Source organism: Pantoea conspicua, from assembly GCF_002095315.1.
Taxonomy (GTDB): domain Bacteria; phylum Pseudomonadota; class Gammaproteobacteria; order Enterobacterales; family Enterobacteriaceae; genus Pantoea; species Pantoea conspicua.
The window spans coordinates 26,878-42,064 of sequence record NZ_MLFN01000036.1 but is presented as its reverse complement, the minus strand read 5'-3'; the positions used below and the strand labels follow the sequence as shown (position 1 = coordinate 42,064).

14 protein-coding genes and 1 pseudogene are annotated in these 15,187 nt (G+C 54.3%); 4 read left to right on the top strand and 11 right to left on the bottom strand.

Annotated features, from left to right (window positions below):
• The first annotated feature begins 79 nt into the window (after positions 1 to 79).
• The 4 genes and pseudogenes from HA41_RS13155 (at position 80) to HA41_RS13140 (ending at position 2,797) form a co-directional block, all read left to right on the top strand.
• Positions 80 to 595 carry a DUF2778 domain-containing protein gene (locus tag HA41_RS13155; protein ID WP_094121165.1) on the top strand — a complete coding sequence of 172 codons (516 nt, stop codon included), beginning with the start codon at positions 80 to 82 and terminating at the stop codon, positions 593 to 595.
• Entirely contained in the window at positions 576 to 1,097 is a 522-nt protein-coding gene (locus HA41_RS13150; protein WP_094121164.1) for a hypothetical protein, read from the top strand. The genes HA41_RS13155 and HA41_RS13150 overlap by 20 nt, the downstream gene beginning before the upstream one ends.
• 1 nt (position 1,098) lies before the next feature.
• Positions 1,099 to 1,230: pseudogene (locus tag HA41_RS13145) on the top strand (type VI secretion system tube protein Hcp); the annotation flags it as partial.
• A gap of 874 nt (positions 1,231 to 2,104) precedes the next feature.
• Complete coding sequence (locus tag HA41_RS13140) at positions 2,105 to 2,797, top strand: helix-turn-helix domain-containing protein (protein WP_094121163.1); 693 nt, start codon at positions 2,105 to 2,107, stop codon at positions 2,795 to 2,797.
• Here HA41_RS13140 and HA41_RS13135 read toward each other — a convergent pair.
• The 11 genes from HA41_RS13135 to HA41_RS13085 all read right to left on the bottom strand — a co-directional run bounded on the left by HA41_RS13135 (position 2,789) and on the right by HA41_RS13085 (position 15,051).
• A complete protein-coding gene (locus HA41_RS13135) occupies positions 2,789 to 3,373 on the bottom strand; it encodes a beta/alpha barrel domain-containing protein (RefSeq protein WP_094121162.1) in 585 nt (194 codons plus the stop codon). The genes HA41_RS13140 and HA41_RS13135 overlap by 9 nt on opposite strands.
• The gene (locus HA41_RS13130) at positions 3,363 to 4,256 is read right to left on the bottom strand and encodes a 2-dehydro-3-deoxygalactonokinase (protein ID WP_094121161.1); all 894 of its coding nucleotides are present in this window, start codon (positions 4,254 to 4,256) and stop codon (positions 3,363 to 3,365) included. The genes HA41_RS13135 and HA41_RS13130 overlap by 11 nt, the downstream gene beginning before the upstream one ends.
• Complete coding sequence (locus HA41_RS13125) at positions 4,253 to 5,149, bottom strand: dihydrodipicolinate synthase family protein (RefSeq protein ID WP_094121160.1); 897 nt, start codon at positions 5,147 to 5,149, stop codon at positions 4,253 to 4,255. The genes HA41_RS13130 and HA41_RS13125 overlap by 4 nt, the downstream gene beginning before the upstream one ends.
• Positions 5,143 to 6,306, bottom strand: coding sequence for a mandelate racemase/muconate lactonizing enzyme family protein (locus HA41_RS13120; protein ID WP_094121159.1), 1,164 nt, complete (start codon positions 6,304 to 6,306; stop codon positions 5,143 to 5,145). Before HA41_RS13120 ends, HA41_RS13125 begins: the two co-directional genes overlap by 7 nt.
• Before the next feature lie 17 nt (positions 6,307 to 6,323).
• Positions 6,324 to 7,565, bottom strand: coding sequence for an MFS transporter (locus HA41_RS13115; protein ID WP_244175125.1), 1,242 nt, complete (start codon positions 7,563 to 7,565; stop codon positions 6,324 to 6,326).
• Between the two features lie 373 nt (positions 7,566 to 7,938).
• The gene (gene uhpT, locus HA41_RS13110) at positions 7,939 to 9,330 is read right to left on the bottom strand and encodes a hexose-6-phosphate:phosphate antiporter (protein WP_094121157.1); all 1,392 of its coding nucleotides are present in this window, start codon (positions 9,328 to 9,330) and stop codon (positions 7,939 to 7,941) included.
• Between the two features lie 152 nt (positions 9,331 to 9,482).
• The gene (gene uhpC / locus HA41_RS13105) at positions 9,483 to 10,811 is read right to left on the bottom strand and encodes an MFS transporter (protein WP_094121156.1); all 1,329 of its coding nucleotides are present in this window, start codon (positions 10,809 to 10,811) and stop codon (positions 9,483 to 9,485) included.
• Positions 10,812 to 10,820: 9 nt separating this feature from the next.
• Positions 10,821 to 12,320 (bottom strand): signal transduction histidine-protein kinase/phosphatase UhpB, encoded by a 1,500-nt coding sequence (gene uhpB, locus HA41_RS13100; protein ID WP_094121155.1) that lies wholly within the window; start codon positions 12,318 to 12,320, stop codon positions 10,821 to 10,823.
• Positions 12,317 to 12,910 (bottom strand): response regulator transcription factor UhpA, encoded by a 594-nt coding sequence (gene uhpA / locus HA41_RS13095; protein WP_094121154.1) that lies wholly within the window; start codon positions 12,908 to 12,910, stop codon positions 12,317 to 12,319. The genes uhpB and uhpA overlap by 4 nt, the downstream gene beginning before the upstream one ends.
• Before the next feature lie 276 nt (positions 12,911 to 13,186).
• Positions 13,187 to 14,158, bottom strand: a complete 972-nt coding sequence (locus HA41_RS13090; protein ID WP_094121153.1) for a hypothetical protein — start codon at positions 14,156 to 14,158, stop codon at positions 13,187 to 13,189.
• 224 nt (positions 14,159 to 14,382) lie between these two features.
• Positions 14,383 to 15,051 (bottom strand): YecA/YgfB family protein, encoded by a 669-nt coding sequence (locus HA41_RS13085; RefSeq protein WP_094121152.1) that lies wholly within the window; start codon positions 15,049 to 15,051, stop codon positions 14,383 to 14,385.
• Positions 15,052 to 15,187: the final 136 nt, after the last annotated feature.

Below are 15,187 nucleotides of genomic sequence, written 5' to 3'. Positions count from 1 at the left end.
GATTTATTCAACAAAGCCTATAAAGGTTAGAAAATAGTCTGTAGCATTATCAATCAACCAGCCTGAATAAAGGATGCTTATGGCTTTACATGGAAAGTTCATAATCAATGACGCGTACTATTCACCATTATCTTTTCCGGGCGTGGGAACGTTCTTAGCGTTCTCTGGCAATGGCGCTTACCGCAACCGTGGAGCCTGTGGAATGATTTCCGGAGAGGGGCCTGTACCAGCAGGTAAATACTGGATTGTTGACCGGCCTCAGGGAGGGCTCAAATCACAATTAAATGCAGGTGTCAGGGATATTTATAACCGCTTTGCCAGCGGCGCTACGTTCAGGCATTCCGAATGGTTCGCAATATGGCGGGATGATTGGACGATCGATGATTACACATGGGTAGAGAACGTTAAACGAGGTAACTTTCGTTTGCATCCGGGCGCACTATCTGAAGGATGTATTACGCTTCCGCATGACTCTGATTATGCCATGTTACGTAACGCATTACTGAGAACGCAAAAGATAGCGGTTCCTTGTATGAAGCAACTAATGGCCTACGGAACGATTGAGGTAATTGCCAATGGCAAAACATGCCCTTAATCTTTTTATCAAAATAGCGCTGTTTACTGCGATTATGCTGCTGGTAGCTAAAGTGGTTCCCTATGATGGTTTAGTTGACGCGATAACGGCATTATTTGATTTTCAAAGTGCAGAGAGATTTACCCATTTCATTCTGGGTGAGCCTGACCCGGAGTCCTGGGAAGCGTTACAGGTTTACTTTAGTCTCTTAATAAACACACTGATCAGTGTTCCTGTCATGAGCGTGGTTCTCACTGTTTTTAAGGGCGTGGCGCATAATATTGAGCTGGCTCGTCTTCCTGAAGAGTGGGCTTTTTCAACATTACGCCGGTTAGCAAAGATATTCACGTTCACATTCATTTTTTGGATGCTGTTCCGCTGCCTGCCTTATCACGTTTTTTTTCCAGAAGAAGAGGTGTTTTCAGCATTTACTCTGGCGACATTGGTCGTTTTAAACCTGCTATTGACGATTGCCTGCTACAGCTTAATCACGAAGAAAATGACATTCAAAAGGAGTCTGTAAAATGCCTGTTCCCGCGTATATGTGGCTCAAAGATGACGGCGGTGCTGACATCAAAGGTTCAGTTGATGTTCAGGAACGTGAAGGAAGTATTGAAATTAGTACACAGATGACTGGAATGTACGGACCTGAAGAATTTTGGTTACAGATGCTTGAGCTCACTTTTAGCGCTGAAGCATCCGGCAAGAGATGAAGGGTTGTAATGAGATATTCAATTACAACCTCTCAGCACTACAACAAGCATTAACAATTCTGTTATCCGGATGCCCTCTGGCATAACTAAAAAAATCCCACACAAGCTTATAGGGATTTTGTAACGTATACGCCAGAAGAACTAAACGGAACCTGATTTTATGCAGGGTATCCAACTATAATGGCTCAGAATACTGTTTGTTATTTTCTGTGACGCCATGGCAGATCAATTATGGCTCTTTAGGTGATTTTAATCGTATAAAGAAAGGTAATGAAAAAATCATGGTAGATGAAATTAAGTAACGCATTTTCGCATTATCCAGAAGTCATAAAGGCTTTTAATTATTCAATAATGAGGAATTGAAACGATTACTCATATCCGAAGCTGAGCTGGATATGTAATTGGATGTGTGAGAAGTCGACGAACTGATGGATGAGTTTTTCAGCGAATATTGATTTTCAACTGCCTGCCTGGAGCAATAATAGTGTATCTGGCAGGGCCAGTGCCCGTTATAAAAGCATGTCTGGTCGTGTTCTTTGACACTTTGTATGCCGATTGAATCAGCTCCAGCGGGTTGTAGGCGGGTTAGCTAATTTCGTTATCCCGAAATGCTCATTTGCATCCTAAACGCTGATCTCTCAACCGTAGCGCTTTTACCAATCATTCAGGTGCTGACCCGCTCCTCACAGAACCAGCTTTAAAAGCCCCATTCCTCTCAGCATTTGAAACAGGTTCCAGATCTGACCATTGCGGGTTGCTTGCATCAGCAAAGGCTGGAGAATAACGGTATTACTCACGCCCGGACCCGGAGCTCATCATGAACAGTACCGTCTATGACGCTTTCCGCTGCCTGGAGCTGCTCGCTTCAGCGAGCCGGCCGCAAGGCATTCGCGAAATGGGACGTGAACTGTCGCTCGACTCGGCCAAAATAACGCGCCTGATGAAAACGCTGCTGGCGCTGGATATGGTGCATCGCGATGCGCGGCGCAAATACAGCCTTGGCATCGGTATCCATCGTCTCTCGGCCTACGCTATCCATAATTCAGCGTTTTATAATGCGGTGATCGGCATTCTGGAAGAGAGCGGAAATCCGGCTATTTCTATTGTTATCGGCGTCCTGAGCGGCACCAATGTGGTCTATATCATCCATACACGCGGAGGAGAAAGTATTGCCCGTGCTATCGGGAATTATCAATCCTATCCGGTTCATGACTCGGTGATTGGCATCAAATTATTATCAGCGATGAGTGATGAGGAAATTATCAGTCAAATTGGTATTCATGATTATCGGCTACTTAAAAACGATATCGAACAGGCACGCCGACATCAGGTGTTCGCCAAAGCCTATGGTCAGCATGATTATCGACTGGCATGTAATATCCCCGGCATGCCAGCGGCCATCGCCTTATCCAATATCAACAGTGAAAAGATGGATGTTGAGATGTTAAGTTTATACCTGATATCTGCCGCGAAAAAAATCAGTGGCGAACCGCTGCCTCTTTTAAATTAACAGTTTACAGCGCTTCGCCGTTTCGGCAACCGACTGCCCGGGCCTGTACAACGACGAACCTATCCCGACGCTGTCATAGTGAACCAGATAGTCAGCCGCATTATCGACCGTTATCCCGCCGACCGCTGAAAACCGTACCGGCTGAGAAAGCGGACCTTTGATCAGTTGCGGATAATTAACCGGCAATGCGCAGGCCGGAAATATTTTCATCACCTCCACGCCCAGTTCCGCAGCAAGGAAAATTTCGCTGGCGCTAAACACTCCGGCATACACCGCTAATCCCTGCTTTTTCGCCTGGGTTATCACCTGCGGATTAAGATTGGGTGTGAGAATAAACCGGGCTCCGGCGGCAAGGCTTTCATCGACCTGGCGGCGATTAACCACCGTTCCTGCGCCAATATTCAGGCGGGGACCGAAGTGCTTAACCGCTCTCTGAATACTGGATTGCCAGTCAGGCGAGTTAGTGGTGATTTCTGCCTGGCTGATGTCATTATCCAGCAGGCAGCGGATATGTTGATTAACCTCTTCAGGACGAATGCCGCGTAATATAGCGATAACCTGTGAGCTAATAGTCATGGCGGAACACCTCATTCAGACCGGCTATTAAGGCGGTTTCCGCAGGCAGAAATTCTGCCGGCTGATTAAGCGCCTCACAGGCCAGCCGGTAATGCGCTAACAGGCTTTCACTACCGATAAAACAGATCGTCTCCGGGCCGGTAGCACCCAATAAAACTTCATGGCCAATCAGTAACCCGGATAGCCATGCAGAGGCCGCCTCTGCCGCAAGAGCATTAAGGATATAACGACCCCGACAGCGAAATAGTTCGCTAATCAAATCGGTTTGCTGATGCTGAATAGTCTGCGCCGTTTCAATACCGCTTAGAAATGCTTCATCTGACCAGCATTGCTCGGGCAATCCTTTGCCCAGCACCGAGTGATTAAGCAATAGCGCATAGAGCTCACCGGTCATCAGCGTCTGTAAGCGGGTTACCTGCTGCTGTTGTCGATCGATTCTGAGCCACTTGCTGTGGGTGCCAACAGCGGCAAAGTTCTTTACAGTAGAGAGCATCAACGCGCCGGCCAGTTGCATCTCTTCTCCACGGCAGATTTCATTCACCCGTCGGTCACAGATCCCCGGACGCAGACTCACCGGGTTCGGGATGATCCCCGGCAGCGGCTGGCCTTTACCGAAAAGCGCGCTGAAGCTAAGCGGTAGAGTGAGATAGCCCGCGTCAGCGAGGCCGATATTGCTGCCAATCATGCCGCACAATATCACCGGCAGCTGTTCGTCGTAGGCCTCGCCGAGCCTTAACAGCTGCTGCTGCAATATCAACGGCAAAGCATCGCGCTGGCATTTACCGACCCCGCAGTCCGCCTCGACCGTTTTGATCATCCTGCCATCTCGTACGCTCAGCGCCCGAAAATTACTGGTGCCCCAGTCGACCGCGATATAGTTCATGCCTGCCTCTCCAGTACCGCCAGCGGCAGCGCATCGGTCAGTTCCTTCAGCTCCTGACGGGTTATCTCATCCAGACTCTTTGCCGGTTCGCGGACGTAATCACTGGCAAAAATACCCGCCCGGTGCAGCACGGTTTTATGAATAGCCACGCCGATACCGGGCTGGACACCGTAGCGAAGAAAGGGCAGGTAACGGTAAAAATGGCTCTGGGCTGCTTTTCGATCCTGATGCCAGCAGTGAAGAATGGTATTAATCACGTCCGGAAATTCGCAGGCGGGCATCGTGCCGGTTATCCCCCGGCAGAGCTCTTCAAACAGAAAGCCAGCATTCAGGCCGCCAAACAGGCCGACCCGATCGCCTAATGCCTGTTTCAGTGCGCTGATTTTTAGCGTCGTCGGTGGCTGCTCAACTTTGATGTACTTGATGGTCGGGAAATCTTCGCAAACACGGACCAGCGTCGTCACCGGCATGGTCACGCCGGTCATCAGCGGCGCATCCTGAATCATGATATCGATGCTGCACGCCTGACTGATATCCCGCCAGAAGCGGTAGAGCTCTTCCGGACCGGGTTTAACCACGGCGGGTGGATTAACCATGGCGATATCGGCACCCCAACGCTGTACCCGGTTGATCTCATCAATCGCGACGGCTGAAGAGGCACCGCCCGCCGCCGCCACCAGCGGCAAATCGCCGACCTGTTTTTTGACGCAGTAAAAAAGCGCCTGCTTCTCATCCTGCGTCAGAGCATAGCCTTCAGAAGCATTGCCAAACAGCGCCAGGCCATCAACACCCTGCTGCAACAGAAAGCGGACCAGGCGTTCAACCGAGGCAAGATCCAGCTCGCCTTGTTCAGTAAATGCGGTTGCCAGAATGGGTACGTTACCTTTTAGCATGTTGCCTCCGTCAGATGTTTGCGTAGACGATCTTCATCGATTTCAATCCCCAGTCCGGCACCCTGTGGCAACTGATACGCGCCTTGTTCACAGACCAGCGGCTGTTTAAGTAACTGATTAGCCACGTTGAAAACCGGAGGCTGGTACTCAAGCATAAACAGATTAGGAATAGCGGCAGCGGCATGAATTGAGGCGGCGATACACGGCCCCTGGCCTACGCTCAGATGAGGGGCTATACGCAGGTTCCAGGTTTCCGCCAGCGCGGCGATATGCATCAGTTCACTGATACCGGTACGGCCTACATCAGGTTGCAGAATGTCTGCGGCGCGTTGCTCAATCAGCGGCTTAAACTGGTAGCGGGTGCGTTCCGTTTCACCCAGCGCAATGGCTATCGGGCTTTTGGCGCGCAGTTCACGATGACCGGCAACATCTTCAGGCAGCAGCGGCGCCTCAAGGAAGCCGACACCAAGCGTATGCAGGCGCTGTGAGAGTTCACTTGCTTCGGCCACGCTGTAATTCCAGTGGGCATCAACGAACAGTTGTGCTTCCGGCCCGAGCGCTTCACGGATAACTTTTACATTGTGGATGTCTTCGCTGACGCCATAACCCAATGCCAGCTTAAAGGCGTTGAATCCTTTTTCCTGCCAGCGTCTGGCCAGTAGCGCACGGGATTCCAGATCCGGTTCCGGCAAGCCGGAGACATAGCAAGGAATCGTCTCGCGGTAGGCTCCCCCGAGCAGCTGATACACCGGCAAATTGAGGATCTGGCCTTTAAGATCCCACAGGGCAATATCTACGGCGGCCAGCGCATCAATATGGTAGCCCGTGATATGGCCGCGATCGCGCATCGCATCGTACATGCGTGAATTCAGCACAGCGCTATCGAACGGCGATCGACCGATAATTAACGGCCTGAAAAGCTGGTTGATCAGTTCAGCAATCACCTGCGGCACCACCGGTGCCAGCGCCTCGCCCCAGCCGACGTGGCCGTCTCGGGTGGTTATCTTTACCAGGCAGGTTTCCATCTTGCGGGAATAGACACAGCGGTATTCAGGGCGATAATAATAATCCGCTTCATCGCCAGTGGCCTTGCCGCCCAGATAGATCTGGTCAGCGGCAATTTTCAGCGGAAAGCATTCAACCTGACTGATTTGCATAGTAACTCCGGTTCAGATTAATCAAGGATTTTGCCGGCGGTCTCTTTGGCGAACCACACCGCAATAAAAGAGACGAGGGCAGTGATCATCACATACCAGGCGGGAGAGAGCGGATCGCCGGTCCAGGCAATCAGGCTGGCTGAGGCCAGAGGCGTTACGCCACCAAACACCGCGACGGTCAGGTTGTAGGCGACAGCAATGCCGCCGTAGCGAATCGCGGTGGGGAAAAGCTCCACCATCGCTGCGCCACAGCCGCCGTTAAACATGGCGACAAACACCCCCAGCAGGCTCATGGCCGCTATCGACGTCATCACCGAGCCTTGCGTCATCAGCAACATGGCGGGATAGGTGAGCAGAATGAAGCCGCCACATCCCATCAGCATCAACGGACGGCGTCCCCAGCGATCGGAAAGATAGCCGGTAAGCGGCATACAGACAGCGACACTGAGCAAGCCCAGCGTGGTGATGAGATAAGAGTCGGTCCGGCTGTAATGCAGGTGGGTGGAGAGGTAGCCCGGCATAAAGGATTGTAGCACCCAGCTGCTGACCGCTTTAACCACCACAAAGCCGACGCAGAAAAGCAGGGCGCGCCCGGATGAGCTGAGCGTTTTACGCAGCGGCGATTTCTCGATCTTTCCGCTGGCCTGCAGCTTATGAAACGCAGCCGAGTCTTCCATATTGCGGCGCATATACAGCCCACCCAGGCCGAGCGGGGCGGCAAGCAGGAAGGGAATACGCCATCCCCAGTCGTTCATTGCAGCGTCGCCTAACGTATGGGTCAGCAGCAGTACCAGCCCTGAGCCACAAACAAAGGCCATAAAGCTGAAGTTTTCACTCCAGCAGGTGAGGGTAGCCCGCCGGTTCGGTTCGGCGCTTTCGGCCAGATAAGTGATAACGCCGGAGCTTTCACCGCCCGCCGCAAAGCCCTGCACCAGTCGGGTTATCACCAGCAGGATAGGGGCGATAATGCCCGCCTGGTGCCACGTCGGTAAAATCCCCATCACGAAGGTTGAGAGTGAGGTAATCACAATCACCGTGACCAGCACTTTGCGTCGGCCCAGACGATCGCCCATTGAGCCAAAGAACAGCCCGCCCAATGGACGCATAAGAAAGCCGGAACCGAACACGGCAAAAGATTTTAACAGTGCGGTCGCCGGATCGGCGCTGACAAAAAAGTTGCTGGCGATAATCGCCGCCAGGGTGCCGTACAAGCCAAAGTCAAACCACTCGATAAAGTGACCTATCCCGGCAGACATCATAATTTTGGCGGTGCGTCTGGGCGAACGTTTAACTGTCGTCGGCGCGACCTCAATACCGTACTGGCGGGCTGAATGATCCATACGCTCTCCTGAAGGTGATAACGATGACTGCATCGTTTAGCTGATGGAATGAGCGTATGAGCTTTAGGCGGAGCATGTCGGAACGGGCGAGGATTGCGTGAGGTGGAGCAAAGATTGAATCGTTTTTTTGCTTCACATAGTGAAGCAACGAACGGTGCGCCGGTGAAATGCAGGTATCTGCGCGGCACCCACCCTGTTAACTAACCTTTTAATGAAAGAAGCGGCCAGCGCAGCAGAGAGTTCTTTTCTCCGCCACGCTGGCCGTTGCGATTACCTTATCAGCTAACCCACATCACGCCATCTTCAGCCGCTGTAGCCGTTTCTCGCGGCGGATTTTGCGCTCTTCCATCACCGCCACCATCGCCATCAGAGAGATACAGGCGATAGCGGCGGCATCCAGTGCGGCAAAGGTGCCGGCCCAGCCGGTCAGGCCGAAAATCGGCGTGCCGTCGGCGATCATGCCCAGGCCGAGTTTGGCGAAGCTGTCACCAATCAGATAGGCGAAGGTGCCTTTGATGCCATCTGCTGCGCCGATGGCTTTTTTCGGCACAAAGCCGACCGCGGCGACGCCGATTAACAGCTGCGGACCAAACACCAGAAAACCGAGCGCAAACAGCGAAGCCAGATAGATATACTGGTTGCTGGCATGCTGATAGATCCCCAGCGTGGCGATAATCAGCGCCAGCGCTACACAGGCCACCAGCCCGCGACGACCGTTGGCCAGATCGGATAACCAGCCCCACAGCAGGGTGCCGACCAGCGCGCCGACTTCAAACAGGGTAAAGCCCTGAATCGCCACCTCTTTAGAGAGTTTCAGCTCCTGAAACGCGTAAACGGTTGACCACTGATCGATGCCGATGCGCACCACATACAGGAAGATGTTGGCGAAGCACAGCAGCCAGATCACTTTGTTTTTCAGCACGTACTCAACAAAGATCTGCCATTTGGTCATCGACTCATTTTCGGCTTCTTTATCTTCTTCGCTCAGCTCTTCGCCAAACAGCTCTTCGGCTTTGCCCAGCCCATAGGACTCCGGCGAATCACTGCCGAAACGCAGGCCGATAAAGCCGACGATCAGCGCGATGATCGACGGGAAGATAAACATTCCAATCACGTGACCGTCGAACAGATAATTAGCACCAAACAGCGCCACGCCTGCCGCACCGGCACCGCCGAGGTTGTGCGAGATGTTCCACATCCCCAGATAGGTGCCACGCTTACGGCGCGGGGTCCATTTGGTGATGGTGGAGTAGCTGCAGGAGCCGCCGGTACTCTGGAAGAATCCGCTCAAGGCATAAAACGCAATCATCAGAAATAAACTGACCGATCCGGTGCCCATGCTGGCGCTGAAGCCCAGCATACAGATGGCCGACAGGATCAGCATAAACGGCAGGAACTGCTTGGTGTTTTTGCCATCGGCGTAATAGGAGACCAGCGTTTTACCGACGCCGTAGGTGATCGAGAAGCCGAGGCCAATCATCCCCAGCTGCGTCATGCTCAGCCCGTAGGTGGTGATCATGTCGTTCTGCGCAATGTTGAAGTTCTTGCGGATCAGATACATGGTCAGGTAGCCGATAAACACCACCAGATAGGACTGCATAAAAGGTCTGAACCACAGCTTGCGCCGTACGTCGAGCGGCAGGTCCAGGGTCGGCTTGCGCACCTGTTTGAGAAAGGCCAGCATGGATGGGGGTTCTCCTGGTTGGAAAAGCTGCAACGGGCAGCGAATGGCTGGCATTGTAAAAAGCAGCCACCCGCCTGGCCTGAGACAACCGCCAGGCGAAACCAGGAAAATGTCTTAGTTTTGCCCCGGATGAGGCAAAAAGGAGAGGCGCATCACGCTTCGTCGACCGGACGTGGCGCCTGCGCATTGAGAAACGGCAGCAACAGCAGCGCGGAGATCCCGGCCGCAATCGCAATCACCGCAAAGAAGCCGCTCCAGTGCCAGCTGTCGATCACCCACGCCAGCGGCCAGCCGGAGAGCGACGCGCCCAGATAGGCGAACAGCCCGACAAAGCCGGTCGCCGCACCTGCCGCATCCTTGTGAGAGCACTCGGCCGCCGCCATGCCAATCAGCATCTGCGGCCCCGAGACAAAGAAGCCGGTAGTGAAAAAGCACGCCGTCTGCATCACGTAACTGCTGAACGGCATCAGCCACAGCGATCCCACCGACAGCAGGATCCCGGCGGCGAAAATCAGGTTCATCGGGCCGCGGTTGCCGTTAAACAGTTTGTCCGATCCCCAGCCGGCCACCAGCGCACCAATAAACCCGCCCAGCTCAAACATCGTCACTGCTGAATTGGCGGTCACCAGATCGACGCCCAGCGTCTCTGAAATATAGAGATTGCCCCAGTCGTTGATCGCCGCGCGTACCACGTAAACCAGCACGTAACACAGCGCCAGCAGCCAGATGTAGGGGTTCAGCAGCACGTAGCGGGTGAGGATCGCTTTGCGGCTCAGGCCCGCGCCTTCCTGCTGCTGCGCCATCTGCATCTCATCCTGCCGCCAGTCGCCAACCTCCGGCAGGCCAACGGTCTGAGGTCGATCGCGCAGTCGCCAGCAGAGAAACAAGCCGGCCAGAATCGCTAATCCGCCCGCCACCATCATCCCGCTGCGCCAGCCGTAGTGCAGCGCCACCGCCCCGATCATAATCGGGATCAGGGCGCCACCGACGTTGTGTGCGGTGTTCCACAGCGCCCACCAGCCGCCGCGCTCGTTACGCGAATACCAGGCGGTCAGCAGGCGGGCGCAGACCGGCGCGCCCCAGCCCTGGAAAAAGGCGTTAACCGCCCATAGCAGGGCAAAAGCCCACAGCGAGGTAGAGAAGCCGAACAGGATGTTCACCACCCCGGTGGCAATCAGCCCCAGCCCCATAAAGTAGCGGGCGTTGGAACGGTCGCTGACGATGCCGGAGAAAAATTTTGACAGGCCGTAGGTGATGTAAAACAGCGTCGCCAGCAGGCCGATATCGGTGCGGGACATCACGCCGCTGGCGAGGATCTCCGGGGCGGCGGCGTTGAAGCTTTTGCGGGTGAAATAGAACAGCGCATAGCCCAGCCAGATGGTCACCATGATATGCCGTCGCCAGTAGCGATAGCGGCGATCGATCTCCGCTTTATCCTGCAGTGGCACGGCGTTGGCCGGGGTTTTCAGAAAGCTAAACACATTCACTCCTCACACCGTACGCAGCGGCAGATGGACGCTGACGCGGGTGCCGTGGGTACAGGATATCGCCAGCGTGCCGCCCAGCGCGGTTACCCGTTCGCGCATCCCGGCCAGACCAAAACCCTGCAGGCCGGAACCGGACGGCAGGCCGCAGCCATCATCTTCAATCACCAGCATTACGCGTTCATCCTGCTGCCAGCCTTTGAGCGTCACCGCACTGGCGCTGGCGTGCTTCACGATATTGTTCAGTCCTTCCTGGCAGACGCGGAACAGCGTGACGCGCTGGCCTTCGCTGAGCAGGTTCTCATCAACGTGCCAGTCGAGATGGCTGACGATGCCGCGATCGTCGAGTTCCATCTCACGCATCAGCGAGCGGACCGCCTGCTCCAGCGAGAGATCATCTAACTGACGCGGTCGTAGCCGTCCCAGCAGTCGCCGCACCGAATCGTACACCCCCAGCGACAGCTGCTCGATGTGCGCGCCGCTCTGGATCACCCGGCCATTATCGGGTGCCAGCCGCTGGACGATGCCCGCCTGGGTACGGATCGCGGTGATGGTCTGGCCGATGTCGTCGTGCAGCTCACGCGCCACCTCCTGGCGCACACTCTCTTCAGTTTCCACCAGACGTTCAGCCAGCCGCCGGTTGCGCGCCAGCTCATGCTGCAGCGACTGATTCAGTTCACGCAGCCGCTGGATACCGGCACCCAGCAGCAACCCGGTCAGGCTTTGCGCCAGCAGCGACAGCAGCAGATCGACCGGATGATCGTGCCAGGTCTGGCTGGCAATCAGGGCGATGGCGTTCATCAGGGTGGCAATCAGCGCGCCCTGCCAGCCGTAGTGCCACGCCAGCGCGATAATCGGCAGCGCCAGACAGAACGGGGTAAAGCGCGACAGCTCCGCTGGCAGGCCAAGCTGCAACCCCAGGCTGATGATAAACAGCAGCAGATACCAGATGAGATGCCGGGCGCGCCAGTTAACCGGCTGGGAGATCAGCGCCGGGCCCAGCGGCTGCCAGCGGGTGCGGGTGAGATAGTGCCAGATAACCAGGCAGGTCGGAGCCAGCGTCAGGCCGCCGGTAAGCGTCAGCAGCAGGGCGTTCAGCATCGCCTGCTGACCGGCCCACGGCAGCGATTGCAGCAGTGCGGCGGCGATCAGCGCGGCACCCTGACGCAGCAGCGTGCGCCAGTCGCGCTGGTGGCGGTAACGGGAGATCAGCGCCACCGGCAGTAATGTCAGCAAGCCGCCGAGCATCAGCAGCGGCAGATGCGCCAGCGCCACTTCGTGCGACAGCCAGATCAGCAGCATCCACTCGCTGATCACCAGCACCGGCCAGTAGCCGCGCGGGCACTGCAACATCAGCCCCAGCCGCAGGCCAAACGGAAACAGCAGCACCGCCAGCTCGGGCCGTTCCACCAGATGCAAACTGATGCTCCACAGGCAGAACCAGGCCGCCGAGAAGATGCAGACGCTGGCGGCCACCGATATCAGCCGCGACAGAAGCGGCGTCATTGCCAGCCGTCAAACATGCGGCGCGCCAGCTCGACGTCGTTGCTGACGCCGAGTTTTTCCATCAGGTTGGCGCGATGAACGTGAACGGTTTTGGGCGACAGCCCTAGCTCGGCCGCAATGCTTTTTACCGGCATCCCCTGCGACAGTTTCGCGGCCACCTGGCGTTCGCGGCGGGTCAGCGGGTCCTGACGTCCGGCGGCCAGTTTAAGGGCGATCTCTGGCGTCAGGTAACAGCCACCGGCCGAGACCGTGCGCACTGCAGCGATCAGCTCATCGGGGCGACAGCGTTTGGAGAGATAACCGCGCGCGCCAGCGTTAAGCGCCTGTTCAACCAGTGCCGGGCTGTCGTGTACCGACAGCATGATGATGGCTAACCCGCTGGGAAGCTGGCTCAGCAGCTCCAGCCCGGAGAGATCGGGCATTGAGATGTCGCAGATGCAGACCTGAACGCCGCGTCCCGGTAAACCCGCCAGCGCCTCACGGCCCGATCCAAACTCAGCCACAACCTGAAAATCGGGTTCCAGCCCCAGCAACTGGGCAAACCCGGAGCGGACGATCAGGTGATCGTCAATAAGCGCGATGGTAATCATGATGCGTTCCTGGCGGGTAAATTCGCGCTTACCTTAGCGATAAGCGCATGGCTGTTCAAGTCGTGAGCAGTCTGTCGCGTGAACGGTGGCGGGATGGTGATCCTGGTGGGATTGGGGCGATCATCACGACTTTACCTGTTCGGCTATGTTGCTGAACTGTCTGGCTGAACTGTCTGGCTGAACGATCTCCGGGAGAGTCACGTATTACCCGGGTCCTGCTTAGACAGCAGTGAGCCATATGGACAAGCAGGCACATTTTTAGCGAGCCAGATATCCTTAACGCACGTTATCCTTTCCAAACCAGGGTTTTCTGATTTCGATATCTACGGGTGTCAGACGAAACGTATCGTTATTATATTTATCTTTAGCACAATTTAATTCGTAAAATCCCCAGTAGCCAGGGTTAGAGAAATAGAGAGTGTATTTATCGCTATTGAAGCCAAAGTATCTCTCATCCTCCCTTTTTATTATTAACTTTCCACACTTCGCCTCATCACGCCATTCAAATCGGGTTGCGTGATCTAAAACTGAGGAGAGGATGTTTGCTCCCCAATGTGGAATCGCGAAAAGTACTACGGATACCGCCAGAAAAAAAGCGATTAACGTTGCGGTCTGATAACCTTCGGTTTTGTCTGCCTGAGTAATGAAAATCAGGTAGCTTACCGGCTGGAGCAGCAATGCCAGTGCCATAATTGAAAAAACAAACTTCCAGATGAATTCCGTATAAGGTACGGAGGAAATACTCAATGCGCTGAATTGGGTAAAATAACTTGATGCCAGTGCATTAGTTAAAATAAAACAGAGCGGCAGGAAAAACCAGAGCGTCAACCTGATTTTACGCAAGGAGAGATTTCCATTTTTTTCTAAATCATAGAAAGTCAGAATGCCGCCCGCAAGCGTTAATAAAATAAAGGTAAGAAACAGAATTCTGCCTGTAAAAACAAAGCCCAGGGGGAGTGCTATATAAGTTAACCCAAATACTAACCACGAGAGTAACGATAGTGTACCGGCGACTTTGTTCAGGGTGCGATTCTGATATTTGAAAATAAAGGTATGAAATATCGCTAATGCTCTGTGAGGCAGGAAAATTATAGATGAAATGATAATTATCAAGCCTGTTGAACCTACTATTTCCTTAATGTTTTTTTCAAAGCCGGAAGATCCTATGATAGTGACTAAAGTGAATAAAATAATCAGATCTAATCTGTATTGCTGGGTAACCCTCTTTAGTTCTTTCAAAAAAGGCATATTACATCCCTGATAATTTAATATTTGTAGATAATATTCTATAGAGTGCGCGATGAAAATGGGAGAGTGATAAAATTCATTGTTTTTTGATGGGAAATATCAGTAATTCAGAAGGATAAGTAAAGCCCGATGAGTAAGGGTATGGTGATAATAACCTAATGCAGCGAATCAGCAGTCATCATGTTTAAGCAGTTAAGGGCCGCTTACCGCAGCCCCGCGAACTATTAATGCAGGCAGCACTGCTTATATTTTTTACCGCTGCCGCACGGGCAGGGATCGTTGCGGCCTGGCAGTTTTTCTACTGAGATCGGCTTCTGAGGCTCCGGCACCGCTTCGGGCTGGGAGATCCAGTGATCGTGCAGTGCCAGCGCAGCCGGGCGGATCGCCTCAATGCTGGCTTCCATCTCGTCCGGCGTCATCGCATCCAGTTTTTCGAGGTTCTCTTCCACGCCGTGTAGGGCGATGGCATCCAGCGCCGGTTGCAGATCCTGCGGCAGGGCAGACCAGTCGGTCAGTGACACACCGCGCATGTAGCCAAAGCACCACTCTTCCACCACGGTAAATTCCAGTCCTTCCATCTCACGGATGCCAAACAGCGGTTCGAACTGCTCAGGAAACTCAGAGAGCCGGTCAGCCACGTCATTCATGTGCTGGAAACAGAGCTCCATAAAACGCGTCATTTCACGTTCGTTGCTCCATTTTGGGATCAGCTTCTCGCCACCCCACAGCGCCACCAGCCATTTGCTCGGTTCGACGGTGGTTGGGCCGGACAGCACCGCAGTCAGCAGCCCGTCCAGCTCGGAGACATCGAGAATCGACGCTTCGCTGCCATATTTTTCCAGCATATCTTCCAGCCATTGCAGCTCTTTCTCGGACAGTGGGCCTTCTTTCATGCGGTTGCCTCCCGGGCATTTCAAAAATGTGAGCACGGCGTTCACGCCATAAAGCCGCAGCAGTGTACACCCTTGCTCGCCGCAACACAGCTTACCTCCGCCCTGACGGGCTTTTTTCCGGGCAGGTTATCACCCG